The following is a 24790-nucleotide window of genomic DNA, read 5'->3' on the forward strand; positions in this document are numbered from 1 at the left end:
GAGCATGGAACCCATCATCCGGCACACCGGCGTCGGCGTCCCGCTGCGCGCCTCCAACGTGGACACCGACCAGATCATCCCGGCGGTGTACCTGAAGCGGATCACCCGCACCGGCTTCGAGGACGCGCTGTTCTCCTCCTGGCGCAGGGATCCTGAGTTCATCCTGAACCAGGACGCCTACCGTGAGGGCACAGTGCTGGTCGCCGGTCCCGACTTCGGCACCGGATCCTCGCGCGAGCACGCCGTGTGGGCGCTCAAGGACTACGGATTCCGTGTGATCATCGCCTCACGCTTCGCCGACATCTTCCGCGGCAACTCCGGCAAGCAGGGGCTGGTCACGGCCCAGGTGGCCCAGCCCGACGTCGAGCTCATCTGGAAGGAGCTCGAGAAGGAGCCCGGCGCCGAGGTGGAGGTGGACCTGGCGGCCCGCACCGTGCGCTGCGGTTCGGTGGAGTCGACCTTCGAGATCGACGACTACACCCGCTGGCGTCTCATGGAAGGCTTCGACGACATCTCGCTGACGCTCACCCACGCCGAGGACATCTCGCGATTCGAGGCGACGCGTCCCCGCTGGAAGCCCAGGACGCTCCCGGCCCGGATCTGATCCCTCCGGGGCAGTGACCTGGATCGCCGTGATGCTGGGGATCCGCTGGGAACCGGCTGGGAAGATCCCCCGTCATGGAATCGTTGCCTTCCCGCGTGGCTGAATTGTCCGACGGCGTCCACGACGTTGGATACAGTGGCAAGGCCACATCTCCTGTGCATCACGAAGGGATCGTCGAGTCACTATGGCCAAACTGCTCACCATCCAGGGTGGAAAGCCCCTCGAGGGCAGCGTCCGGGTCCGCGGCGCGAAGAACCTTGTGCCGAAGGCCATGGTCGCCTCTCTGCTCGGCAGCGAACCTTCGAAGCTCCGCAACGTGCCGGAGATCAAGGACGTCGAGATCGTCACGAATCTGCTGACCATCCACGGGGTGACCGTCGACGTCGAGCCGGAGACCGGTGACCTCACCCTGGACCCGCGGCAGATGCGCAATGCGGAGCATTCCGAGATCGACACCCATGCGGGTGACTCGCGCATCCCGATCCTCTTCTGCGGTCCCCTGATGCATAAGAACGGGGAGGCCTTCATCCCGGATCTGGGTGGCTGCCGCATCGGCGACCGCCCGATCGACTACCACCTGGAGGTCCTGCGGACCTTCGGCGCCGTCGTCGACAAGCAGGTCACCGGCATCCATATCACCGCGCCCAAGGGCCTCAAGGGTGCCAAGCTCGACCTTCCCTACCCGTCGGTGGGTGCCACTGAGCAGGTGCTGCTCACCGCCGTCATGGCTGAGGGCATCACGGAGCTGAAGAACGCCGCGGTGGAGCCCGAGATCCACGACCTCATCGCGATCCTGCAGCAGATGGGCGCGATCATCTCGGTCAACACCGACCGGACGATCCGCATCGAGGGAGTGGACCGGCTCAGCGGATTCCGGCACCGGGCGATCCCGGACCGCAATGAGTCCGCCTCTTGGGCCTCCGCCGCGCTGGTCACCCGCGGTGACATCTACGTCCGCGGTGCGGCCCAGCGCGACCTCACCGCGTTCCTGAACACCTACCGGAAGATCGGCGGGGAATTCGAGGTCGACGACGACGGCATCCGCTTCTGGCACGCCGGGGACCCGCTGAAGCCCCTCGTCCTGGAGACCGACGTCCACCCGGGCTTCATGACCGACTGGCAGCAGCCGATGGTCGTCGCGCTCACCCAGGCCCATGGGGTCTCCATCGTCCACGAGACCGTCTACGAGAACCGCTTCGGATTCACCGAGGCGCTCAAACGGATGGGCGCCTCCATCCAGCTCCACCGTGAATGCCTGGGGTCCAACCCCTGCCGCTTCGGCCAGCGGAACTTCCTGCACTCGGCCGTCATCTCCGGGCCCTCCGAGCTGAAGGGCACCGACATCGATGTGCCCGACCTGCGCGGGGGCTTCTCCCACCTCATCGCGGCACTCGCCGCCCAGGGCACCTCTCGCGTCACCGGCATCGAGATCATCAACCGCGGCTATGAGCGGTTCATCGACAAGATCGCCGGACTCGGCGCTGACGTCGAGATGACTGGCCGCTGAGGCTGGGTAGGCTCTCTGCTGTGACACCTCCTCGCCACACCCCGACCTCGCTCAGCATCCGTGCCGCCGCGAACGCGGTGCGTCCAGCTTTGAACCTGGTCCTGAGCAAGCAGTGGGACGGCCTGGACCGTCTTCCGCGTGGGGGCTTCATCGCGGTGGTCAACCACATCACTGAGATCGACCCGCTGGTGGTCGCCCACGCCGTGTACAGCAGCGGCAGCACCCCGCACTTCCTGGCCAAGGACTCGCTGTTCAGGATCCCGGTGTTCGGCGGCATGCTGGGCCGACTGGAGCAGATCCCCGTGGCGCGGGACCAGCGGGGCGCGCAACGGTCCCTCCAGCAGGCCCGTGAGGCCCTGGCGGCAGGCGGGGCCATCGTCATCTATCCCGAAGGGACGCTCACCCGGGACCCTCAGCTGTGGCCCATGCGTGCCAAGACCGGCGCCGCTCGGCTGGCGCTGAGCACCGGGGTCCCCGTCGTGCCGATCACCCATTGGGGAGTCCAGGGTCTGCTGGCTCCCTACGGGAAGGTCCCCAGGATCCTGCCACGCCCCCGGTACCGGCTGCGTGTGGGGGATCCGGTGGACGTCGCCGACCTGCGGGAGCTCCCCAGCACGCGCAAGGTGCTGGCCCGGGCCACCGAGCGCATCGAGGATGCACTCACCGAAGGGGTGGCCGCTCTGCGCGGCGAGGAGCCGCCCGAACTCATCTGGGACCGCGCGCTGCGCCAGCGGGTCCCGCGTCGTCAGGTCCAGGAAGGGTGATCCATGAACGTGCAGAACATCGCCCGGCAGGCTGAACCGTCCTCCGGGGCGCAGCACGGCGCCCGGATCGCGGTGCTGGGCGCCGGCAGCTGGGGCACCACGTTCGCGAAGGTCCTCGGCGATGCGGCCCGATCCTCCGGCAGCCCGGTCGAGGTCGTGCTGTGGGCCCGCCGCGAGGAGGTCGCCCGAGAGATCACCGAGGACCACACGAACACCTCCTATCTGGGTGACGTCCCTCTGCCCGAGTGTGTGCGGGCGACCACCGACATCGCCGAAGCGGTGACGGACGCGGAGGTCGTCGTCCTGGCCGTGCCGGCCCAGTCGCTGCGCTCGCACCTGACCGCCGTGGGAGAGGTGCTGGACGACGAGGCCGTGCTGGTCTCTCTGATCAAGGGGCTCGAGCGCGGCACCGACATGCGCATGTCCGAGGTGATCGCCGAGGAGCTCGGTGTGGGGCCTGCGCGCGTCGCCGTCGTCTCCGGGCCCAACCTGGCCATGGAGATCGCCCGGGAGGAGCCCACCGCCTCGGTGGTCGCCTGCGCGGAGGTGTCCGTGGCCGAGCGGATCGCCGCACTGTGCAACAACGCCTACTTCCGGCCCTACACGAACACCGATGTCGTCGGAGTGGAGATCGCCGGCATCGTCAAGAACGTCATCGCCCTGGCCGTGGGCATCTGCGACGGCCAGCGCCTCGGGGACAACTCCAAGGCCTCGGTGATCACCCGCGGCCTGGCCGAGACCACACGGCTGGCCAGCGTCCTGGGCGGCCAGCTGGAGACCTTCTCCGGGCTGGCCGGGCTGGGCGACCTTGTGGCCACCTGCGCCTCGCCGCTGTCCCGCAATCGCAGCGCCGGCCGGCTCCTCGGAGACGGCCTGACCGCCGAGCAGGTCACCGCCGAGCTGACCCAGACCGCCGAAGGGATGAAGTCAGGCTCGGCCGTGGTCGACCTGGCGCGCCGCCACGGTGTGGAGATGCCGATCTCTGAGGCGGTCGTGGCCGTGCTCGAGGGCACGCTCGTGGTGGACCGCATCGCCTCGCTGCTGCTGGCCCGAGACCTCAAAGCCGAAGGGAAGTGACCCTCTCCATGCCTGAACCAGTGCAGCCCGGACCTGCTCAGACTCGCCCTCGTGTGCTCGTCCTCTACGGCGGCCGCTCCTCGGAGCACGCAGTCTCCTGCGTGACCGCCGCCGGAGTGCTCAAGGCCGTGGACGAGGAGCAGTTCGACGTCGTGCCGGTGGGGATCACGGCCTCCGGCCAGTGGACCCGCCCCACCGTGGATCCGCGGACCCACACCTTCAACGGCGGGGCCCTGCCCCGGGTGGCGCCGACCGCCTCCACGGTGACGCTGCACGGCGGCGCCGACGGGGCCGGAGCCCGCACCGGCGAGCTGCTCGAGGTCGGTCCTGCCGGCGAGAGCACGCTGCTGGGACCTGTCGACGTCGTGCTGCCCCTGCTGCACGGCCCCTTCGGCGAGGACGGCACCCTGCAGGGGATGCTGGAGTCCGTCGGGGTGCCGTATGTGGGGGCCGGGGTGCTGGCTTCGGCCGTGGGCATGGACAAGCACTTCATGAAGGTCGCCTTCGAAGCCGCAGGACTGACGGTGGGTCGGTACGAGACGCTGAGCGCCCGACAGTGGCGCCGCGACCCGCAGGCGGCGCTGGACCGGGTGCGTCGGCTCGAGCTGCCGGTGTTCGTCAAGCCTGCACGCGCCGGCTCTTCCGTGGGGATCACCCGCGTGGACGGCTGGGAACAGCTCGACGAGGCAGTGGCGGTCGCGCAGAAGCACGACCCCAAGGTGGTCATCGAAGAGGGCATCTCCGGCCGTGAGATCGAGTGCGGGGTCCTGGACGGTCGCGAGGGGGAGTCCCCGCGCGCCTCGCAGCTGGGGGAGATCGTCGTCCACGACGGCGGAGAATCCCATCAGTTCTATGACTTCACCGCCAAGTACACAGACTCTGCGGCGGCCGACCTCAGCTGTCCTGCGGACCTGCCGGCGGAGGTTGCCGAGGAGATCCGGCGGCAGGCGGTGATCGCCTTCGAAGCGGTGGATGCCGAGGGCATCTCCCGGGTGGACTTCTTCTACACCGACGCCGGGGAGATCGTGATCAACGAGATCAACACCATGCCCGGCTTCACTCCGATCAGCATGTACCCGCAGATGTGGAGAGCCACCGGGATCGACTACTCGGAGCTGATCACCGAGCTGATCACCCTGGCTCTTCAGCGTCCTGTCGGTCTTCGCTGACGTCCGAGCCGTCCGCGGTGTCCTCGATGTCCTGCTCGGTGGAGGTGCATTCGCGGGTCTGATCGATCCGCTCCACTGCTCCGGAGAGCGCCAGCATCACCGTCGAGGATGGGACCTCTTCGACATCGAGCAGCACCTCCACCGCGGGCTGCCGGCCGTAGCTGATCAGCCGCCAGTCGGCTGAGTCCTCCTCCAGCGCGAGCCAGTCGACGCCGTCGGCGCTCACACAGTGCTCCGGGCTGGGGCCCGGCGGCTCCACTCCGCAGCGCACGACCACCTGACTCGGGTCGCCCCAGACCGCGGTGCCCTGCGAGTCGGTCTCGCGCTGGTCGTGCTCGCCGATCACCTCCGGCAGGGCCAGCATCACGTGGGCGCACAGCGGGTCGGCGGCGTGCGGGGCGGGCTCCACAGAGGCCACGCCCCCGGAGCAGGCGGTCAGTGTCGCGACGACGGGGATCAGGGCCGGGACGTGCAGTCGGCGGCGGCTCGTGTCGGTCCGGAGAACGGGCATGCACGACACCGTAGCTGAGCGGCCCACCGAAGGGCTGTCACGGCTCGTCACAGTTCTGGCATATCCTGGGACGACGTCGACCCGTTCATTGCACGTCGACCGTCGGACGCCGTTCGCGGGGAGACCCGCCGTCCGACGGCAGGGGCGCGCCCAGCTGAGGAGCACATATGGCAGAAGAGACCGTCGAGACGGCGCGTCAAAGACGGAAGAAGCGCAGCCGGATCACCATCGGCATCGTGCTGGGTTCCTTGGTGATCCTGGTCGCAGGCGCGCTCGTCGCCGCGCTGATGTATCTGAACTCGCTCTCCCGGAGCTACGAGGACAATGTCCAGACCTTCGCCGAGGAGGATGTCTTCCCGGACGAGGAGGGGCGTCCCGCCAAGGACGACGACTCGATCAACGTCCTGCTGATCGGTTCGGACGACCATGGCGGCTCCGGCGAGTCCGAGGACCTTCCCCGGGTGCCGCAGGGTGGGCGCTCCGACACGATGATGCTGGTGCACATCCCGGAGGACCGGGACAGCCTGCAGGTGATGTCCATCCCGCGTGACCTCTGGGTGGAGGTGCCTGAGCACGGTTGGCACAAGGTCAACGCGCCGCTGGCTCTCGGTGGGATCGCGCTGACCGTCGACACCCTCGAGGGCCTGTTCGACGTGCGCATCGACCATGTCACCTCGGTGGACATGCTCGGCTTCATCGGCCTGGTCGAGGCCCTGGGGGGAGTGGACGTCAACTCCAGTTACTCCGAGGCCTTCACCACCGGGGAGGGGCACACCTTCGAACCGGGCGTTCAGCACATGGACTCCGAGCAGGCGCTCTCCTTCGTGCGGCACCGCGCGACGTTCCCCGACGGGGACCTGCAGCGGGTGCGTAATCAGCAGGCCTTCATCCGCGCGGTGGTCCAGGAGTCGCTCTCACCCTCGAACCTGACCAACCCCGGCCAGGTGCAGGACATGGTGGAGACCTTCTCGCCGCATCTGGTGGTCGACGACACCCTGGACGCTCGGGCCGTGGGCTCGCTGGCCTGGCAGATGCGCGGCGCCGCCGGAGACATCCAGCTCTTCACGCTCCCGACCGGCGACTCCGGACGTTCTCCCGACGGCCAGTGGATCTGGAACCAGGACACCCAGTCGATGGCGGAGATCTCCGAGGCCCTGAACGACGGCACGCTCCAGGAGTACGTGGACGAGCGCGACCTCTAGCGCCGCCGGCACCAGAACGCAGCACGAGGAGGACGATGAGGGGCAAGGTCAAGGGCCGCCAGGCGGTGCAGGGCTGGTTCGCGCTCGCGGAGCAGTCCCTCGACGCCCGAAGGGGCCAACTGGACCTGCTCAACGTGTTCCCCGTCCCGGACTCGGACACGGGGACGAACATGCTCGCCGCGGTGCGCACCTGTCGTCGTGCTGTGGAGAGCTCTGAGCAGGAGGATCTGGGCGAGCTGCTGGCCGCTGTGGGATCTTCGGCCATGGTGGAGGCCCACGGCAACTCCGGGACCCTGCTGGCGGTGCTGCTCTCCGGCATCGCCGAGCCCCTCCACGGGCATCAGCGGCTCACCGCGCCCGGGCTGGCCGACGGTCTGGAACGGGCCAGCCTGCGGGCGTGGAGCGCCCTGTCCGAACCCGTAGTCGGGACCATGCTTTCGGTGCTCGACGCCATCGCCGCGGAGATCCGTTCCAGCGCCCTCGCCGCTGAGGAGCCGGAGAGCCGCGCCGCGCTCCAGGAATGTCTGCACCGGGCGCTGCGCTCCGGTCGAGCCGCGGTGGAGGCCACCGTGGATCAGCTGGACGAGCTGCGCGCCGCCGGGGTGGTCGACGCCGGCGGCACCGGCCTGCTGCTGATCTTCGATGCGCTGCGTGCCACAGTCTGTGGGGAGGAGCTCGCCGAGGACCTCCTGGACGGGCTGCCCGGCCTGCTCGGCCCGGCGCCGCAGCAGACCGTCGAGGCCGCGCAGGGTGGGTCCCCTATGCGCCCTGCCGCGTCAACGACCCCGCAGCAGACCGAGCATGCCGCCGCGATCCGCCTGGTGGAGATCATGGCCACCGTCCGCCTGGACCCGCTCGGCGCCGCGTCGCTGAGGCACCGGCTCGATGAGCTCGGGGATTCGGTCATCATCACCCCCGTCGATGTCGAGGCGGATGCCGCGGGAGCCTACCGCTGGCGGGTGCACGTCCACACCGCCCGGCGTGGGCCCACTGCTGAGGCGATCCGCGCCGCCGGATCGGTCGAGGCGCTCACCCTCACGGAGCTCGGCGGATGAGCGGACACGGACCCCAGACGCCGCTGGACCGGCTGCTCGGTGAGGCCTCCGCGCGCACTCTGGAACGTGAGCTCGGACTGCGCACCGCTGAAGATCTGCTCGAGCACATCCCGCGCCGCTGGGTCGAGCACGGGCAGCTCTCCTCGCTGGCCGAGCTGCGCGAGGACGAGCACGTGACCTTCGTGGCCCGGGTGGTCAGCTCGTCCAAACGGCGCATGCAGCGTCGCCGCGGCTTCCTGGTGGAGGTGCTCGTCGAGGACGACGACGGCGTCCGCCTCCAGATGGCCTTCTTCCAGGGACACGGGGCCTTCCGTGATCTGAACTCCGGGGTCCGGGCGATGTTCCACGGCAAGGTCGGCAGCTATGGGGGCCGGCTGACCCTGAACAATCCCGACTATTCGGTCCTGCGGGAGGACGCCGAGGAGCCGCCGGGGCTCCCCGCCCATGGACCGTCGGGCGCTCCGCTTCCGGGGGAGGGGCGGACCACTCCGGTCCCGTTGTATCCGGCCACGGCGAAGGTCTCGAGCTGGGAGATCTACCGCTGCGTGCGACTGGTGCTGGAGATGGTCGACCTCGACACCTGGCCGGATCCGGTGCCTGTCGAGGTGGCCGACTCCGAGGACCTCTGCGGTCTGGCCACCGCCTACCTGCTGATCCACCGGCCCGCGCGCATGGAGGATCCCGCTGAGGGGCTGCGTCGGCTGCGATTCCAGGAGGCCTTCCTGCTGCAGGCGCTGCTGGCCCGGCGTCGTGCGGTGGCGGGCCTCGGGGTCGGGCACCCGCGGCCGCGTCGCGAGGACGGGCTGCTCGGGGTCTTCGAGGCCGCCCTGCCCTTCACCCTCACCGCCGGACAGCGAGGCTGCGGGGAGCTGATCGCCGCGGATCTGGCCGGCGCCGAGCCGATGAACCGCCTGCTGCAGGGCGAGGTCGGCTCCGGCAAGACGCTGGTGGCGCTGCGTGCGATGCTCCAGGTCGTGGACGCCGGGGGCCAGGCGGCCCTGGTCGCGCCCACGGAGGTGCTGGCCGCCCAGCACGAGCGGTCGCTGCGGGGGATGCTCGGCGCGTTGGCCGGCACGGATCTGCTCTCGGCCTGGGACAGCCCGGATGACGCCCCGGCGGTGAAGGTCACTCTGCTGACCGGCTCGATGAGCACCGGGGAGCGTCGACAGGCGCTGCTGGACATCGCCTCCGGAGCGGCGGGCATCGTCGTCGGCACCCATGCCCTGCTGGGGGAGAAGGTGCAGTTCGCCGACCTGGGGATCGTCGTCGTCGACGAGCAGCATCGTTTCGGCGTCGAGCAGCGTGACGCTCTGCGGCACCGCTATGCGGTCACCCCGCACATGCTGGTCATGTCGGCCACCCCGATCCCTCGATCGGTTGCGATGACGGTGTTCGGCGATCTCGAGCTGACCATCCTGGACGGGCTGCCGGCCGGCCGGCAGCCGATCCGCACCCATGTGGCTCGGATGGTCCAGGGCCCGCGGGTCATCGGCCGGGTCTGGGAGCGCATCGCTGAGGAGGCCGCCGCCGGGCATCAGGCCTATGTGGTCTGCCCGAAGATCTCCGAGTCGGACCAGCGTGAGAACCCGGAGACGGGGGTGCAGATCGAGCAGGACGCCTCCGTGGAGCTGCTCGCCGAGCGGCTCGCGGAGCATCCGCTGATCGGCAGACTGCGCCTGGCGAGCCTGCACGGTCGGATGGACGCGACCCAGAAGGAGGCGGTGATGACGGCCTTCGAACGCGGAGAGATCGATGTGCTGCTTTCCACCACCGTCATCGAGGTCGGGGTGGACGTCCCCAACGCCACCGTGATGGCGGTGCTCGACGCTGACGCCTTCGGCATCTCCACGCTGCATCAGCTCCGCGGCCGCATCGGCCGCGGTTCCGCGCAGGGTCTCTGTCTGCTGGTCACCCGGCTGCCGGACGAGCACCCGTCCCTGGAGCGTCTGGAGGAGGTCGCCGCGCACAGCGACGGCATGGAGCTGGCTCGGCTGGACCTTCAGCGTCGGCGCGAGGGCGATGTGCTCGGCGCCTCCCAGGCCGGCCGCAGCACCACGCTGAAGCTGCTGCGCATCGTCCGGGACGAGCAGGTCATCACCGGTGCCGCCGACCATGTGCAGGCCATGACGGCGGCGGATCCGCAGTGGGAGGGCCACGCCGTGCTGCGGGAGGCGATCGACGCCTGGATCGCCCGCAGCGACGGTGCCGACGCCTACCTGGAGCGCGGCTGAGCCGAGCCGGCCGACATCCCGCACGACCGACACCCCGGACGGCCAACACCCCGCACGACCGACATCCCGCACGACCGACAGAGAGGCGCATCAGTGGCGCGTATCATCGCCGGCACGCACAAGGGCCGCCGTCTGGCGTCGGTCCCCGGGGAGGGGACGCGGCCCACGAGCGATCGGGTCAAGGAGTCGCTGTTCTCCCGCCTCGAGGTCTATGACGCCCTCGAGGACGCCGTCGTCGTGGACCTCTTCGCCGGCTCGGGGGCGCTGGGGCTGGAGGCGCTCAGCCGCGGCGCCCGCCACGTGGAGCTGGTGGACCGGGCCGAACCGGCGTTGCGCACCCTGCGGCGCAACGTGACGTTCTTCGAGGCGCACCGGGCCACAGTGCACCGCTGTGACGCGCTGCGCCACCTGCAGCGGCGTGACGACGCACCGATCGAGCTGCTCTTCCTCGACCCGCCCTACGCCCTCGAGGAGCAGGAGCTCACCGCTCTGCTGGCCGCGGCGGTCCCGCAGCTCCATCCCGCGGCCACCGTGGTGGTCGAGCGGGACGCCCGGAGCCCGGAGCCCAGCTGGCCGGAGGGCCTGGAACGTTTCCAGGAGCGCGCCTACGGCACCACTCAGGTTTGGTTCGCCGAGCCCTCCTGAGCCGCGAGCCAGATCTGGAGCTCATGCCCGCTGAGCACCTCGCACGGATGTGGTCCGGCGGCCCAGACCGCCTCAGCGGCGCGGGACCGGATCGGAGCGTCGGCGACGGCGACCACCAGGTTCCCCGCGACGGCGCCGTCGAGGACATCGGCAGGGGCGGTGACCAGGCACCGTGCGGCGTCCGCGGCCCCGGCGCCGGCCACCAGTCGGCTGATCAGCGGGCGGGCGAAGGCCAGTCCCGGTTCGTCACCGAGGTTCATCACCAGCACCCCGCCGGGGGCCACGATCGCTCCGAGCCGGCGGCAGAACTGCGTGGAGGTGACCGCCTCGGGGGCGTCGGCACTGTTGAAGAGGTCGACGACGACGGCGTCGTGGTGACGTCCGGCAAGCGCCCCGCCGGGAGCCAGGGCTGCGGCGGCGTCCGCGACGATCGTGTGCGGGCGGGTGCGCATCGGCAGCGTCTCGAGCACGAAATCCATCAGCTCGGGCTCGAGGTCCAGCACGATCTGCTCGGGGGCGGGCAGGTGTCGTTCTGCAGCTCGGTGCTCCACCCAGCGCGGCAGGGTCAGGGCCCCGGCGCCGAGGTGCAGCACGCGCCGTCCTCTGGTGGAGGCGGCCTCGTCTCCCAGCGCGTCGAGCACCGCGCCGATCCGCACCGTGTAGTCATGCAGCAGCCAGCCGGGGTCATCCGTCTCGACGTGGGACTGCTCGACGCCGTCGATGGTCAGCACCACTCCGGCCTCGGTGAGATCGTCGGCTCGCAGCTCGGCCAGAGTGCCCGAGCCGGAGAGCCGGATGCTGCGCGGAAGGGTGTGCGGCGGGCTGGGTGTCGGCGTCCGCGCCGCGGGGTTCTCCTCGGGGTGGACCATGGTGCTCAGCCCAATGCTGCGGGAAGGCGCTCGCGCAGTCGGCGCATGGCCTCCTCGATGGTCCGCGGCTCCTTGCAGAACGCGAAGCGGACCAGTCGCTGCAGCTCGTCATCCGTGCTGGCGCGATGCTGGATGGTCAGCGCGGCGACCGGAATCGCGGCGACGCCGACCTCGCGCGTCAGCACCTCGCAGAACTGCGGGCCGGAGAGCTCGGTGACCTCGGCGATGTCGGCGACCACGAAGTACCCGGCCTCCGCCCGATTCGGGCGCAGCCCGGCCTCCCGGAGGCCTTCGCGCAGCAGGTCGCGACCGGCGGCGAGCGCGGCGGCGTTGGCGGCGAAGAACCCGTGGTCATCACGCAGGCCCTGGGCGATCGCCCACTGGTAGGCGGGTCCCGAGGAGAAGCTGAGGAACTGCTTGACCCCGCGCACTTTGTTGAGCAGCTCCGTGGAACCGGTGATCCAGCCGACCTTCCAGCCGGTGAGCGAGAAGGACTTTCCGGCCGAGCCCACGGCCACGGCCACTTCCTGAGCGCCGGGGACCGAGAGGATCGTGCGGTGGCGGTGGGCGGCGTCGTCGAAGACCAGGTGCTCATAGACCTCGTCACACATGATGCGCAGCCCATGGCGCCGGGCGATGTCGACCACCCGGCGCAGCTCCTCCGGGCTGAAGACCGTTCCCGTCGGGTTGTGGGGGGTGTTGATCAGGATGAGCGATGTCCGGTCCGTGACGGCGGCCTCCAGGGCGTCGACGTCCGGGCGGAAGTCCGGTGCGCGCAACGGCACGCCCTTCAGCTCGGCGCCGGCCAGGGCGGTGCAGGCGCCGTAGGAGTCGTAGTGCGGCTCGAAGGTCAGGACCTCGGAGCCGGGTTCGGCGAAGGCCAGGATCGCCGCCGTGATGCCCTCCGTGGCGCCGGTGGTGATCATGACCTGCTCGGCGGGGTCCAGGGTGACGTCGTATCGCCGCCGGTGGTCCTCGGCGACGGCTTCGCGCAGCACCGGCAGTCCGAGTCCGGGGGCGTACTGGTTCGGCGGGCCCACCTGCGGATCCGTGATGGCCTCCGCGGCGGCCGCCAGGAGCCAATCCGGGCCCTCCCGGTCAGGGAAGCCCTGTCCGAGGTTCACAGCATCATGGGCCAGAGCGGCGGCGGTGGTGCGCTCATAGATGGTGGGCAGCACCGTGGCGGTCTCGAAGTCGAACGTGTTGGCCCCGATCGCCGCCTTGGCCCAGAGGGGGCGGTGGTCCAAGGGGACGCGGGAGAGGGCGGCGGAGGCGGATTCAGACTGGTGGCCGGAGCGGGAGAGCATGCCTCCCATCGTAGACACATCCGTCTTCCCTCCCGCCGAGGAGGGGTCACCTGCAGTAGTGTCCTGTACATGCAGTCAGCCGTGTGCCCCGGATCCTTCGACCCCCTGCACAACGGGCATGTCGAGATCATCGCTCGTGCCTCCAACCTGTTCGACGAGGTCATCGTGGCGGTGTCCCCGAACATGCACAAGAGGCCCATGTTCTCCGTGGAGGAACGCATGGAGATGGTCCAGGAGACCTTCGCCTATGTGCGCGGAGTGACGGTGAGGCCGCTGGGCGAGGGACTGCTGGCCGAGTTCTGCAAGGCCCACGGCGCCAACGCGGTCGTCAAAGGGCTGCGGGATGCCAAGGACCTGTCCTATGAGACTCCGATGGCGACGATGAATCGCCACCTCTCCGGGCTCGAGACGATCTACCTGCCTGCCGACGGTCGTTACACACATCTGTCCTCCACCCTGATCAAGGAGGTTCACAGCCTGGGCGGAGATGTCTCCGAACATGTGCCTCGGGCCGCGCAGCGGCGTCTCGCGGAACGGCGTCACGAGGCCTGAACCACGCCGCGGCGGAGTCGGTGACATGCTAGATTCCCCGATACTGCGGTCCTTCGTACCATCAGTCCTCGGTACCCGAGGCGTGAACCAGAGAGAGGTCGATGAGCAGCATGAAGCCGATCAGCAAGGCCGTGATTCCAGCGGCGGGCCTGGGGACCCGCTTCCTCCCGGCGACGAAGGCCATGCCCAAGGAGATGCTGCCGGTGGTGGACGAGCCGGCCATCCAGTACGTGGTGGCGGAGGCCTCCGCCGCGGGCCTGGATGACATCCTGATGATCACCGGGCGCAACAAGCGTTCGCTGGAGGATCACTTCGATCGGGTTCCGGCGCTGGAGGCCACTCTGGAGGCCAAGGGAGACACCGCGAAGCTGGCGGCGGTCCGGGAGGCCACCGAGCTCGGCGACATCCACTATCTGCGCCAGGGGGATCCCAAAGGGCTGGGGCACGCAGTGCTGTGTGCTCGTCAGCACGTCGGGGATGAGCCCTTCGCGGTGCTGCTGGGCGATGACCTGATCGACCCCCGGGACGAGCTGCTGACCACGATGCTGAACACCCAGCGGGAGCTCGGTGGATCGGTGATCGCGGTGATGGAGGTCCCGGTCGAGGACATCAGCGCCTACGGGGTGGTCGACACCGGGCGTGCGGGTGCCGGGCTCACGGAGAACGGTGACGAGACCGTGGTGCCGGTCACCGGGCTCGTGGAGAAGCCCCCCGTGGAGGAGGCGCCGTCGAATCTGGCGATCATCGGCCGATACGTGCTGCATCCGGCGATCTTCGATCAGCTCGAGCAGACCCCTCCGGGACGTGGTGGTGAGATCCAGCTGACCGATGCGTTGCAGACGATGGCCTCGACTCCGGCCGAGCAGGGTGGCGGGGTGCACGCGGTGGTCTTCCGCGGACGCCGCTATGACACCGGGGACAAGTTGAGCTACATCAAAGCCGTGGTGACCCTGGCGGTGGACCGCGAGGATCTCGGCGCGGACCTGCGGACCTGGCTCAAGGAGTTCGTCCCCGGTCTGTGATCCGCGTCCGGTGAGAGGGCCCACGACGACACGCCGCCGAGGGTGCTCCGGCCGGATTCGTCACCGGCGCCGGGGTGGGATAGACTGGCACGTCGGTCCTCGAGGATCGAATCGTTCGTCGTCCGCAGGGAGTCTCCACCGTGGCTGCACCGCACGGAAGTGCCCTGGTGATCGATGCGAAGGAGCTCCGGGGCAGACCCGGGACCCAGCAGCATCTCGCCAGGACCGTCGGCGTGCCCGCCGGTTTCTCCACGGTGCTCGTGGGATTCCCCGAGGGCGAGGATCTCGAGCTGGATCTGCGGATCGAGTCGGTGCATGAGGGCGTGCTCCTCACCGGCACCGTCTCGGCACGGATGTCCGGCCAGTGCGGGCGCTGTCTCGGGGAGCTGGGACAGCCGCTCGAGGTGGACGTCATGCAGCTGTTCACCTACCCGGAGCGCGCCGCCGACGCGTCCGAGGAGGACGAGGACGAGCGTCTCATCGGCGAGGATCTCAGGATCGACCTGGAGCCGGTGCTCCGTGACCTCATGGTCTCGGCCCTGCCGTTCCAGCCGATCTGTCGCGAGGAATGCCCCGGGCTGTGCTCCCAGTGCGGACTCCGCATGGAGGACGACCCCGAGCATTTCCACGAGCAGATCGACCCCCGCTGGGCGGCCCTGGCCGACCTGCGGGACGGGCTGGACGAGCCCGAGGACTGACAAGACCCCACCGGGGAGGGGCCGCGGCCCCTGCCGATGACCTGACCGACACCGAGAGAGAAGAGAGACACAGTGGCTGTTCCGAAGCGGAAGAAGTCCCGTGCCAACACCCGTCACCGCCGTTCGCAGTGGAAGGCCCAGGCGCCTTCGCTGGTCAAGACGGTCGAGAACGGTCGTGTCGTCTACAGCCAGCCGCACCAGGCCAAGCTCGTGACCGACTCGGCCGGCACCCCGCTGTTCTACGAGTACAAGGGTCGCAAGGTCGCCGACGCGTGACCTCGACGGCTCCTCCCGGCGGACCCGTCGGAGCGGATGACCAAGAATCACTGGTGAAGAGTCTCGGGGTGCACATCGCCCCCGAGACTCTTCGCTGTGCCCTGACGCACCGGTCCTACGCCTACGAGAACGACGGGATGCCCACCAACGAGCGTCTGGAGTTCCTCGGTGACTCGGTGCTGGGCTATGCCGTCACGGACTACCTGTTCCGCACCTATCCGGATCACTCCGAGGGGGATCTGGCCAAGCTGCGCTCTGCGCTGGTGAGCACCCGGGCTCTGGCCCGGATCGCTCGCGCCCTGCAGGTCGGGCCGCACATCAGCCTCGGCACCGGCGAGCTGCGCACCGGCGGCCAGGACAAGGACTCGATCCTCGCCGACACCATGGAGGCGCTCATCGGGGCCGCCTACCTCTCGACCTCCTTCGAGACCGCCCGCCGCCTGGTGCTGCGACTGGTGGTCCCGCTGCTCTCCGATGCGCAGGCGATGAGTGCCGGCAAGGACTGGAAGACGACGATCCAGGAGATCTCCGCCCAGCGTGGGCTGGGAGACATCCGCTACGGGATCGAAGGGTCGGGACCGGACCATGACAGGAGCTTCACCGCGACACTGATCATCGGTGGCGTGGCCTACGCCTCGGGGACCGGCAAGTCCAAGAAGGACGCCGAGCGGGAGGCTGCTCGACGCTCCGTGGAGAAGCTGGCCGGCGGCTCATCTGACGCCGTCCGGGACGATGTGCTCGACGACGTCCTCGGTGACGTCCTGGACCGTTGACCCGGAGAGCGCCCCGCCATGCCTGAGCTGCCCGAGGTCGAGGTCGTCCGTCGTGGACTCGCCGCCTGGGTCGCCGGCCGTCAGGTGATGGACGTCGACGTCCATGACGCGCGCAGCCTTCGTCGGCATGAACCGTCCCCAGGCTCTGACCCGGGGAATCCTGCTGACGCCCCCACCCAGCCCGACCCGACGCCCTTCGCCCGCGGCGAGGACTTCCGTGCCCGGCTTCGCGGCCGGACGTTGCAGGAGCCGCAGCGCCGCGGGAAGTATCTTTGGCTTCCGCTGGACTCTGCCGACTCCGCGCTGCTGATCCATCTGGGCATGAGCGGTCAGGTCCTGGTGGAGGATCGCGCCGCCGCGGCGGAGAAGCACCTGAAGATCTCTCTGGACCTCTCCGCCCGCCCTGGTGCACCGGAGCAGCTGCGCTTCGTGGATCAGCGGATCTTCGGAGGCATGCAGGTCACTCGACTGATCGCCGCCGACCATGCCTCCGGCGCGGTGCCGGCCCCGGTGGCGCATATCGCGGCCGACCCCTTCGAGACGGCCGCCGACCCCTCCGCTGATGAGCGGCTCTTCCGGGCTCTGCGCCGCAGGCGTTCCGGGCTGAAGCGCGCCCTGCTCGACCAGTCGCTGATCTCCGGAATCGGAAACATCTACGCCGATGAGGCACTCTGGCGCGCCGGGCTGCACTTCGCCCGCCGAACCGAGACGGTCACCCGCGACGAGACCTCCCGGCTGCTCACCGCCGCCCGGGCGGTCATGTCCGCCGCGCTCGAGGCCGGAGGGACCAGCTTCGACTCGCTCTACGTCAACGTCAACGGCGCCTCGGGGTACTTTTCCCGTTCGCTGCAGGCCTATGGGCAGGCGGGCGGCGAATGTTCCCGCTGCGCGGTGGACGGTCGCAGCGCCGGGGTGATCCAGCGGGCCAAGTTCATGGGCCGCTCCTCCTATTGGTGCCCGGTCTGCCAACCGCGGCCCCGCAACGGCCGGTGGTGAGCCATGTACCAGAGGCCGCCGTTCTCGTGCAGTGACTTATCTCGGGCGTGTTCGTTCGAGGAGCTCGCTGACTAAGCCCACCGCTTCCTCGCCCGGACCACGGCAGGGAGCGTTTCGGTGAATCCTCCAATACACGCGTTCATGGGGCTCAAGTTTTCGGGGTCTGCTCTGTCATGCAGCGTCGCATCGGCATAGTGCGCCCCAGAATGGGCCCTTGTGGGAGTTTTCTGGGCATTCTGTCGGTCTGTGGCTTGTGAGCGTGAGTCTGGGAGCGACACACGGCGGTGTTCTGGACCGCGTCATACAAACGCACTCTCCGAATGTGATCAGATCGGGCGTCGATCTCCTACTACAGGGGGAGATGGCCTAATCACGAAGACTCAGTCACCTGAGAATCTCTGAAAAAGTCCTACTCAGGAATGTTCCTGGGCAGTTGTGCGCCTCATATTCTCGATGCAGTAGATATTCGTCATGCCCCTGAACGGGAGTTAAGGAGAATGAGATGACTGAGGTATGTGTCCACGGGAAGCAAAGTCTGACGACCCCGAGGAGAGTCCATCGCGCGATGTCGCTCAGCGCGGTCGGATTGGCACTCGGGCTGGTCCTGAGCGGGTGTGGGTTCTTCGAGGAAACACGAGCTGTGACCTACGAGGTCGAGACAGTGTCCGACGGAGCCGATGCTGAAAACTTGCGGGTTGAGTATCTCGGACGTGAATCCGGGGTAAGTGGGCAGGAGACAGTGGGATCCACGGTGACGAACGGCTCTCTTCCAGCACAGTTTGAGACGCTCGGTCGAGTCGATGATGATGTGTCGGTCTCCGTCGCCGGGGTTGCCGACGTCGTCCTGCGTTGCGTGGTCATCGTCGATGACTCCCACACTTTGGCGGAATCGGAATCGAGTGCTCCAGGTGAGGGCGTGGAGTGCAGTGCCACAGTGCCTGCGCCGGAAGATTAGCGATGATGCTCTTATGGACGTGGCAGATACTGTGACTGTGCGGACTTGGGACAGCGGGTTGGGGGCTGACGAGGTATTTCCGTGACGGACGCCGACTGGGATCCTTCGTCCGAGGAATGTTCGGAGCGTTGGCCGCACTTGTCGCTGGTGGACTTCTCGCGCTGGAACATGGCCACCCCGAGGTGCTTATCGGTACTGGGCTCACTGCCGTGGTGATCCTGGTCGCAGGAAATGTTCTTGGCTACCGGGTTCTGACCGTGTTCCTCTTGTGGAGCGGCGTCACCGTGCTGCGTCGAGAGAGCCGCTCACTGGGCAACGCTTCTGCCCTCGTCACTGGGATCGCGCTAGTCTCTCCCGACCACATTGCGATTGCTTGAGCCCTCCGGTGCGGTCCATGATGATGTGGGCTACTTGATTCGCTATGGCCTCCACCTCGCGGCGACGCTCTTCGTGGGTTATTTCGAGTTCTGTTTCTCTGTCTTTCTCGTGGCGTCGTTGCTCTACCGGTGAAGACGGGTTCAGCTCACCCCTGAGGCTGTCATCGTGCTCGGGGCGGGCCTCATCAACGGTCAGGTCCTGCCATTGCTGGCCGGCCGGCTCTGCCGTGGGCTCCACGCCCAGCGCCAGTACGGTGCGAAGCTACTGGTCACCAGTGGCGGTCAGGGGCAAGACGAACCGGTCCCCGAGGGTGATGCGATGCGTGACTACCTGATGAGCCAGGGAGTCACACCGGACCGGGTCATCGCGGAGACAGCTTCGAGCAATACAGCGGAGAATCTCAAGTTCTCTCGCGAGCTGTTGGGTGACCCGCAGTCGTCTGTGCTGGTCGTGACCAGCAGCTACCACGTATTTCGAACCGCTCTCCTGACTCGGAAGCTTGGCATGAGGGCCCATGTCATTGGGCCGAGAACTGTATGGTATTACTTCCCCAGCGTAGTGATCCGGGAGTTCATAGGGATCCTACGTGACCAGCTGAGGTTCCATGTGGCAGCAGGCGTGATCATCATCGCTGTCAGTGTCCTCAGCGTTGCCTTCTCCTCTACTAGGTCCGCCCCGGGGTGACTGAGAATCACCAGACGTGACTGGTGACCAGATCGTCGCTCCGAACGAGGCGAGCGATCGCCGCGGAACCCTAGCACTCAGGGCCGTTCGTTCTGGCTGAACCGTTGGGCAAGCACGCTCAGGGCTTTGCGCTGTTGCGGGTTGTAGGTTTCGGTGCTGTATTTGTCCAGCAGTTCTGCTGCTCGCCCCAGATCGGTGGGGTGGTCGTCTGTGGTGAGGGGTGAGTCTAGTTCCGCGAAGAACGCGGTAAAGTCGTCAACCAGCTCGGCGATCTGCGCCTCACTGCTAGTCGAATCAAGAGCCTCGAAGCGCCGAGAGATGTCGGCAGAGGAGGCAAGAAGGGCTGAGTCCTCGCTGAGCTTCTGGTAGACAGCCATCAGGTATGCCTTGCCTGTCTCGTCGGAGAAGTGGCTCCACAGGATGGCCTGGTCACGGTCCATCTGAGCCACACGCTCGGGGTAACCGGCCATGTCAAACGGTGGGTAGAACGGCACCAGCTCCGCCGGTAGATCCGGGGCAGCCTGATGCGCGCGCAGGTGGGCGATCACTTTTCGCTGTGCGGTGAGCTGTTGGATCTGCTGCAGCAGTTCCTGGTCAAGGTCATCCAGGTATTGGCCCTGAGCCAGCCCGTCTGTCTCAACATCATCGAGAACGGAGTCCATCTGGTCCAGGGGCATGCCCAGGCTGCTCAGTTGCCTGATCCGCAGCAGCCGGACCAGATCAGTCACACTGTACTCGCGGTAGCCGTTGCTGGTCCGTGGCGGCTCTGCAAGCACGCCGACCTGGTGGTAGTGGCGCAGGGTGCGCACGGTGACACCGGCCAGGCGGGCTATTTCAGCGCTGCGCATCTCATGCCTCCTCGGCAGCTTCGGGCGGGGGCTACTCCAGGTTACGGAAGGCCGAGGAGAAGACGGCATAGACCACGAAGATTACCCACAGCCCCAGGAAGATCAGCGCGCCCGCATCAAGACTTAACTAGGCGACGCCCGACGGCCGCCGTGGCTCACTGTGTCAATGACGCGTGAACCCTGGTCACCCAGCGACGGGGCGGTCTTCGCCAGTTACTTGCGATTCCTTGGCTGGTAAGCCAAGAGGCGCGATGGTGTGATCTTGGCCTGCTCGGTGAGTTCGACAATTTCTTCTGCACGGCGAAGTCTCCTTCTCCTTCAGCTGCCCGGAGGGGAAGTGTCTTGCACGACGAAGAGCATCAGTTCGTTGATGGGGCGCTGAAGACGCCGTGCCTGCCGAAGGCCGCCACGGCGAAGCGTTCACCTATGAGTTCGTGCGAGGCGGTGTCAGGGTGCAGGGAATCCGGAAGCGGCAGACGCTCCGCGTCCTTCTGGCCGTAGAGCCTCAGCCCGTCCAGGTAGGACAGGTTCGGATCGTCCGTGCGCGCATCGACGAGGCTCTTCAATGCGGTGCGGATCACCTGCAGGGTCAGTCGGCCCTGTGCGGTGTCACCGGGCCGACCCGTTGCGGTGAACCGCGCGGTGCCGGTGCCGAAGGATTCGGGGTCAATGGCCCCCGGCCCGGGAGTCTCTTCGTGGATTCCGCAGAAGATCGGCGATATCAGCAGAATCGGTGTGGTTGGGTGGCCCTCCCGGATCGTGTCGAGGAACCCGTGCACAGCGGGCACGAAAGCGCGCAGCCGCATCGCATCCGCGTTCACGATGTTGATGCCGAGCTTGACGCTGATGTAGTCCGCCGAGGTGTCGCGGATGACGCGCGCCATGAACGGGTCTGCGAAAGCGCTGCCGCCGAAGCCGAAGTTGTGCAGGCTCACGTCGGCCCGCTTGGCAGCGACGGCGGGCCAGATGCGGGTGGGGGAGATGGAGTTCGAGCCGTGGCTGATGGAACTGCCGTGATGCACCCACACCGGACGGGTCTGTTCTCGAGGGGACAAGGGCTGATCAGAGTGCATCGACCTCAGCTCGATCGCCTCGTTGTGCGGCAGCCAGAGTTCCACGAGCTTCTCGCCGTGGGGGAGTCCGTCGATCTGCACGAGGTCCGCCGCGCCCTCGATCACTGCTGTGCGGCCAGTCTCCATGTCGAACTCGAATTGGTCACCCTGGGCGAGGACCCGTGAGTCCCAGTCGGCACCGTCCACGACGACGTCGACCGCACCTCGCGCGCGCTGCAGTCCGCGATAGGTCACGCGCGTGGAGTGGATCTCGAGGGTGATCGAGCGGGCCTCGGTGGTGAACTCCAGACGAACGCCGGAGGGCTGGGTCTCCATCAGAGAGAGCTGGTGGTCTGCGTGACGTTCTCGGGTGGCCTGCGGGAGCCGGTGCGGCTTGATGCCGCGGGCGGTGTGCTCAAGTTCAGTGGTCCCGTGGATGAACTCGGCGGAGATGGGGGTCGCGATCATGGGCTCTTCCTCGTCGGGTTGGTGGACCGGGTGGTCCAGGTGTCGAGGATGGTGTCCAGAGCTCCCAGTAGTTCTGGCCAGGTGCAGTCGGCCTCGGGCTGGCTGTGCGCGAAACTTCCGACTCGCTCGAGATTGACAAAACCGTTGATCGCGCTGCCCACGATCCGGGCCGGGTGCACGTGATCCCGTTTTGCGATCCCGTATCCCCACAGCACAGAGTTGGCCGTCTGGACCAGGCGGTGCGCTGCGGGGTTCTTGGCGACTTGCACTCCCATGGGCTTCTGAAGCGCCTCCCAGCACCCAGGGCGGCTCCGGGCGTAGCGGCGATGCGCGTCCGCGAACCCGGTCAGCGCGCTTTTTCGTGAACGGCCCATGATGGCGTCAGCGATCATCTCCGATAGTTCCTGCAGCGCGAGAATGGCGATTCCGTCGCGCAGAGCGGCGATGCTCCCCACGTGGGTGTATAGGCTCGGAGCCTGCACGTTCAGTGAGCGAGCTACTGCGGAGAGAGTGAGTGCGCTGTAGCCCTGGGTGTCTGCCAACGCCGCGCCGCGTTCAATGACCGCAGACCTCGACAACATCACTCTGTTCATGCCACTAGTCTACACCTAATAGGCTCTATCCTATTGGCCATAGGAGGACGGCCGTGTAGGTGTGCCCGCGCTGGGATCCGTGCTCATCGCGTCCCGCAGATTGAAGGGTCCTTGTCTCATGGGTACTCAGACGTGGAACTCTCGTCATTTCGGTCGTCGAGGTCGGACCGAACCTTGTCCAGGACGGTCCGCTGGGCGGAGCTGAGGTAGTTCGTCGTGTGCATTCTGAACCAGGCTTCCGGCGGTGGAGGGAACTCGGGCAGGTCTTGAGTGGCGAGTTCAGCCAGTACGGGCAGGAACAGCTCCGTGATCTGATCAGCGAGAGTCATCATCTCTTCACGCGAAGATTCTTCGTCAAGGTCCGCCCATGCTGTCATTGCTGCCGCAGCGGCCGAGGCCCGGTGAGGGTGGCTGAGTAGTTCATAGATCGCCGTCAAGTAGCCCTGGCCCTGGCTCCCGATCAGATGCATCAGCAGCAGAGTGTGGTCGCGATCGACGGCGGCCGCGCGTCCAGTCAGGCCAGAGTGGCGCAGAAGATTGTGGAACGATGCGATCTCCGGAGGAAGGTCAGGCAACGCCTCGTATCGTCTGAGGTGTGAGAGGAGCTCGCGTTGTCGGGTCAGGTTCTCGATCTGCGTCGCGTATTCCTCGTCCAGGGCGTCGAACAGCGCACTGGGAGGTGGATCGTCGCCCTCGAGCATGGTCGAGATCTGGGGCAGGGAGAAGCCGAGTTCGACCAGGCGTCGGATTCGTAAGACTCTGACCAGCGCGTAGGTGTTGTAGTCGCGGTAGCCGTTGCTCGACCGCGCCGGCTCCTCCAGCAGCCCGATCTGGTGATAGTGCCTAAGCGTCCGGACGGTGATGCTGGCACGGTCAGCGAGGTCACGGCTACGCATCGCGCATCACCTCTTGATCCTGTCCAGCGGGGCAAGTTTTTCAAGGCTGCGCATCGACCGGGCGAACAGTGCCACCAGGAGTCCAAGAGACCACAGCGCGGCGAGTGACACAAGCGCTGTATGGAGGCCCAAGAATTCTGTCATTGCTCCGGCGAGGAAGATGCCCAGAGGTGTGGCTGCCGTGACGAACGTGTTCTGCGTACCGAGGACGCGTCCGCGTTTGTCTTCCGGGATCCGCTCGATCGAGAGCACCCCGACCAGCGCTCCGAAGAGCCCGACGGAGAAGCCAAGGACGAACGCCCCGACGAAGAGTATCCACACCGATATCAAAGAGGCCACGATCGCGAGGCCGAGCACGCTGCCCAGAGAGCCCGTGACGAACCATGCGCGACGAGAACCCCGCGTTCCAGCAACGGCGTAGATCGCGCCTCCGACCAGTGACCCGGCGGCGATGGCACTCATGACCAGACCAAGCAGACCTGGACGATTGATCTCGGTGAAGTAGAGCGGCAGGATGATGCCTTGGAGTCCTCCGATGGCGATGACTGCAGAGGTGGTCAGGATCGTGGTGACCAGGACGAACTTGTTGCAGATCATCTCGGCCCACCCTTCTCGCAGCTGCCCCCAGACGCGGCGGACTGGGGCCTCGCTGGCCTTGGCTGTTCGTTCGAGTGTTCCCACACGGTGGGGAATCATCAGGGTCAGCAGCGCCGCGGCCAGTGAGGTGCTGGCCGTGACCCATAGGGCTGTGGTGCCGTCCCAAGTGGTGAGCATGAACCCGGCGGCTGCGGGACCAACGACGATCGCGACCGCGCCTAGTGCTTCGCGGGTGCCTGTGATGCGTTCCGCAGACATCCCGCCGTGGCGGATGACGGCAGGGAGTAGGGCTTCGCGTGCGGTGATTCCTGGGACATCACCGATGGCGCCGATGATTCCGAACAGGACGAACCAGCCGACAGAGAGTCCGGTAATCATGTCGACGAGGGGAAGTGCGCCCATCGCGGCAGCAGAGATGAGGTCGGTGAACACGGATGAGGTTCGTCTGTTGATTCTGTCGATGACCACGCCCATGAAGATTCCCGCGAGGATGGCGGGGATGATGGTGGCGGCTGCGACGGTGCCTGCGGCGAGGGCACTTCCGGTGGTGTGGAGCACAAGCAGAGGCAGCACGATGGCCGCGATGGAGTTCCCCAGTGCGGAGAGGGTATAGGAGGCAAGGTATGTAGCGGGTAGAAGTCTCATGGGATGAGCCAAAACTATGACGTCGCGGCGGAGTCAACTGGACTGGTTTGCCTCTGCCGCTCTTGCTCCTACAGCCGACAGCTGAACCATCCTCTCCCGGGCTTCTATTCGAACTCAACATCACCAGTGGCGCCGCACTGGCCGAGCCTCACGGCTCCAGAGCCCGGACTCCTACTGTGCGGACCGTTCACGCTCTGATCGAGGCGCTTGCACAACGACCTGCGGAGCTCGCCGAGCGGCTGCCAGTCAACCTCCGGCGTCAGTTCAGATGGGCTGCGGCGTTCCATGAGGGGGAGAGCCCAGCGCGATGGGAGAGCCGTGCGACACCTTCGCCGACACGCCCCGTGCGACGGTGATCTGCCGCACGGCGTTCATGGGCAGATCCTCCTACTGGTGCCCCGGATGTCAGCGCCGGC

General features: G+C 67.3%; 26 protein-coding genes. 18 read left to right on the forward strand and 8 right to left on the reverse strand.

Annotated elements, in window-relative coordinates:
* The first annotated feature begins 4 nt into the window (after positions 1-4).
* The 5 genes from leuD (at position 5) to HNR09_RS13810 (ending at position 5121) form a co-directional block, all read left to right on the forward strand.
* Positions 5-604, forward strand: a complete 600-nt coding sequence (leuD, locus tag HNR09_RS13790) for a 3-isopropylmalate dehydratase small subunit (RefSeq protein ID WP_179542558.1) — start codon at positions 5-7, stop codon at positions 602-604.
* 184 nt (positions 605-788) lie between these two features.
* Positions 789-2111 (forward strand): UDP-N-acetylglucosamine 1-carboxyvinyltransferase, encoded by a 1323-nt coding sequence (gene murA / locus HNR09_RS13795; protein WP_179542559.1) that lies wholly within the window; start codon positions 789-791, stop codon positions 2109-2111.
* A 20-nt stretch (positions 2112-2131) separates the two neighbouring features.
* Positions 2132-2875: a lysophospholipid acyltransferase family protein gene (locus HNR09_RS13800; protein WP_343047554.1), complete on the forward strand. Its 744-nt coding sequence runs from the start codon at positions 2132-2134 to the stop codon at positions 2873-2875.
* 3 nt (positions 2876-2878) lie between these two features.
* Positions 2879-3952, forward strand: coding sequence for an NAD(P)H-dependent glycerol-3-phosphate dehydrogenase (locus HNR09_RS13805; protein ID WP_179542560.1), 1074 nt, complete (start codon positions 2879-2881; stop codon positions 3950-3952).
* A gap of 8 nt (positions 3953-3960) precedes the next feature.
* Entirely contained in the window at positions 3961-5121 is a 1161-nt protein-coding gene (locus HNR09_RS13810; RefSeq protein WP_179542561.1) for a D-alanine--D-alanine ligase family protein, read from the forward strand.
* Here HNR09_RS13810 and HNR09_RS13815 read toward each other — a convergent pair.
* A complete protein-coding gene (locus tag HNR09_RS13815) occupies positions 5084-5632 on the reverse strand; it encodes a DUF3515 domain-containing protein (protein ID WP_179542562.1) in 549 nt (182 codons plus the stop codon). The genes HNR09_RS13810 and HNR09_RS13815 overlap by 38 nt on opposite strands.
* A 167-nt stretch (positions 5633-5799) precedes the next feature.
* Here HNR09_RS13815 and HNR09_RS13820 point away from each other — a divergent pair, with 167 nt between their 5' ends.
* The 4 genes from HNR09_RS13820 (at position 5800) to rsmD (ending at position 10765) form a co-directional block, all read left to right on the forward strand.
* Positions 5800-6834 (forward strand): LCP family protein, encoded by a 1035-nt coding sequence (locus HNR09_RS13820; protein ID WP_179542563.1) that lies wholly within the window; start codon positions 5800-5802, stop codon positions 6832-6834.
* Between the two features lie 35 nt (positions 6835-6869).
* Positions 6870-7889 carry a DAK2 domain-containing protein gene (locus tag HNR09_RS13825; protein ID WP_179542564.1) on the forward strand — a complete coding sequence of 340 codons (1020 nt, stop codon included), beginning with the start codon at positions 6870-6872 and terminating at the stop codon, positions 7887-7889.
* Positions 7886-10120 carry an ATP-dependent DNA helicase RecG gene (locus HNR09_RS13830; RefSeq protein ID WP_179542565.1) on the forward strand — a complete coding sequence of 745 codons (2235 nt, stop codon included), beginning with the start codon at positions 7886-7888 and terminating at the stop codon, positions 10118-10120. The genes HNR09_RS13825 and HNR09_RS13830 overlap by 4 nt, the downstream gene beginning before the upstream one ends.
* Before the next feature lie 93 nt (positions 10121-10213).
* Positions 10214-10765: a 16S rRNA (guanine(966)-N(2))-methyltransferase RsmD gene (gene rsmD / locus HNR09_RS13835; RefSeq protein ID WP_179542566.1), complete on the forward strand. Its 552-nt coding sequence runs from the start codon at positions 10214-10216 to the stop codon at positions 10763-10765.
* Here the strand turns inward: rsmD and HNR09_RS13840 are convergent.
* Both HNR09_RS13840 and HNR09_RS13845 read right to left on the reverse strand, forming a co-directional pair.
* Positions 10738-11634 (reverse strand): spermidine synthase, encoded by an 897-nt coding sequence (locus tag HNR09_RS13840; RefSeq protein WP_179542567.1) that lies wholly within the window; start codon positions 11632-11634, stop codon positions 10738-10740. The two genes, rsmD and HNR09_RS13840, sit on opposite strands and share 28 nt — an antisense overlap.
* A gap of 5 nt (positions 11635-11639) precedes the next feature.
* A complete protein-coding gene (locus tag HNR09_RS13845; protein WP_179542568.1) occupies positions 11640-12941 on the reverse strand; it encodes an aminotransferase class I/II-fold pyridoxal phosphate-dependent enzyme in 1302 nt (433 codons plus the stop codon).
* A gap of 69 nt (positions 12942-13010) precedes the next feature.
* Between HNR09_RS13845 and coaD the strand changes: the two genes are divergently transcribed.
* The 9 genes from coaD to HNR09_RS13885 all read left to right on the forward strand — a co-directional run bounded on the left by coaD (position 13011) and on the right by HNR09_RS13885 (position 19275).
* Entirely contained in the window at positions 13011-13493 is a 483-nt protein-coding gene (gene coaD / locus HNR09_RS13850) for a pantetheine-phosphate adenylyltransferase (protein WP_179542569.1), read from the forward strand.
* Positions 13494-13594: 101 nt separating this feature from the next.
* The gene (galU, locus tag HNR09_RS13855; RefSeq protein ID WP_281366354.1) at positions 13595-14515 is read left to right on the forward strand and encodes a UTP--glucose-1-phosphate uridylyltransferase GalU; all 921 of its coding nucleotides are present in this window, start codon (positions 13595-13597) and stop codon (positions 14513-14515) included.
* A 140-nt stretch (positions 14516-14655) separates the two neighbouring features.
* Positions 14656-15213, forward strand: coding sequence for a YceD family protein (locus HNR09_RS13860; RefSeq protein WP_343047555.1), 558 nt, complete (start codon positions 14656-14658; stop codon positions 15211-15213).
* Between the two features lie 72 nt (positions 15214-15285).
* On the forward strand, positions 15286-15489 hold the full coding sequence (gene rpmF, locus HNR09_RS13865; protein WP_179542570.1) for a 50S ribosomal protein L32: 204 nt from the start codon (positions 15286-15288) through the stop codon (positions 15487-15489).
* 68 nt (positions 15490-15557) lie between these two features.
* Positions 15558-16262, forward strand: a complete 705-nt coding sequence (gene rnc / locus HNR09_RS13870; RefSeq protein WP_343047556.1) for a ribonuclease III — start codon at positions 15558-15560, stop codon at positions 16260-16262.
* 18 nt (positions 16263-16280) lie between these two features.
* Positions 16281-17258, forward strand: a complete 978-nt coding sequence (mutM, locus tag HNR09_RS13875) for a bifunctional DNA-formamidopyrimidine glycosylase/DNA-(apurinic or apyrimidinic site) lyase (protein WP_179542572.1) — start codon at positions 16281-16283, stop codon at positions 17256-17258.
* Positions 17259-17823: 565 nt separating this feature from the next.
* Positions 17824-18213 (forward strand): hypothetical protein, encoded by a 390-nt coding sequence (locus HNR09_RS15975; protein ID WP_218881948.1) that lies wholly within the window; start codon positions 17824-17826, stop codon positions 18211-18213.
* A 128-nt stretch (positions 18214-18341) separates the two neighbouring features.
* Positions 18342-18590, forward strand: a complete 249-nt coding sequence (locus HNR09_RS13880; RefSeq protein WP_179542573.1) for a hypothetical protein — start codon at positions 18342-18344, stop codon at positions 18588-18590.
* A gap of 166 nt (positions 18591-18756) precedes the next feature.
* Positions 18757-19275, forward strand: coding sequence for an ElyC/SanA/YdcF family protein (locus HNR09_RS13885; RefSeq protein ID WP_179542574.1), 519 nt, complete (start codon positions 18757-18759; stop codon positions 19273-19275).
* A 77-nt stretch (positions 19276-19352) separates the two neighbouring features.
* Here HNR09_RS13885 and HNR09_RS13890 read toward each other — a convergent pair whose 3' ends face one another.
* The 5 genes from HNR09_RS13890 to HNR09_RS13910 form a co-directional block, all read right to left on the reverse strand.
* A complete protein-coding gene (locus HNR09_RS13890; RefSeq protein ID WP_179542575.1) occupies positions 19353-20123 on the reverse strand; it encodes a MerR family transcriptional regulator in 771 nt (256 codons plus the stop codon).
* Positions 20124-20482: 359 nt separating this feature from the next.
* The gene (locus tag HNR09_RS13895) at positions 20483-21643 is read right to left on the reverse strand and encodes an SGNH/GDSL hydrolase family protein (protein WP_179542576.1); all 1161 of its coding nucleotides are present in this window, start codon (positions 21641-21643) and stop codon (positions 20483-20485) included.
* Positions 21640-22236: a TetR/AcrR family transcriptional regulator gene (locus HNR09_RS13900; RefSeq protein ID WP_179542577.1), complete on the reverse strand. Its 597-nt coding sequence runs from the start codon at positions 22234-22236 to the stop codon at positions 21640-21642. The genes HNR09_RS13895 and HNR09_RS13900 overlap by 4 nt, the downstream gene beginning before the upstream one ends.
* Positions 22237-22352: 116 nt before the next feature.
* Complete coding sequence (locus HNR09_RS13905) at positions 22353-23132, reverse strand: MerR family transcriptional regulator (protein ID WP_179542578.1); 780 nt, start codon at positions 23130-23132, stop codon at positions 22353-22355.
* Between the two features lie 6 nt (positions 23133-23138).
* Positions 23139-24374, reverse strand: coding sequence for an MFS transporter (locus HNR09_RS13910; protein WP_179542579.1), 1236 nt, complete (start codon positions 24372-24374; stop codon positions 23139-23141).
* Positions 24375-24790: the final 416 nt, after the last annotated feature.

The sequence above is a fragment of the Nesterenkonia xinjiangensis genome (assembly GCF_013410745.1).
GTDB classification, from domain to species: domain Bacteria; phylum Actinomycetota; class Actinomycetes; order Actinomycetales; family Micrococcaceae; genus Nesterenkonia; species Nesterenkonia xinjiangensis.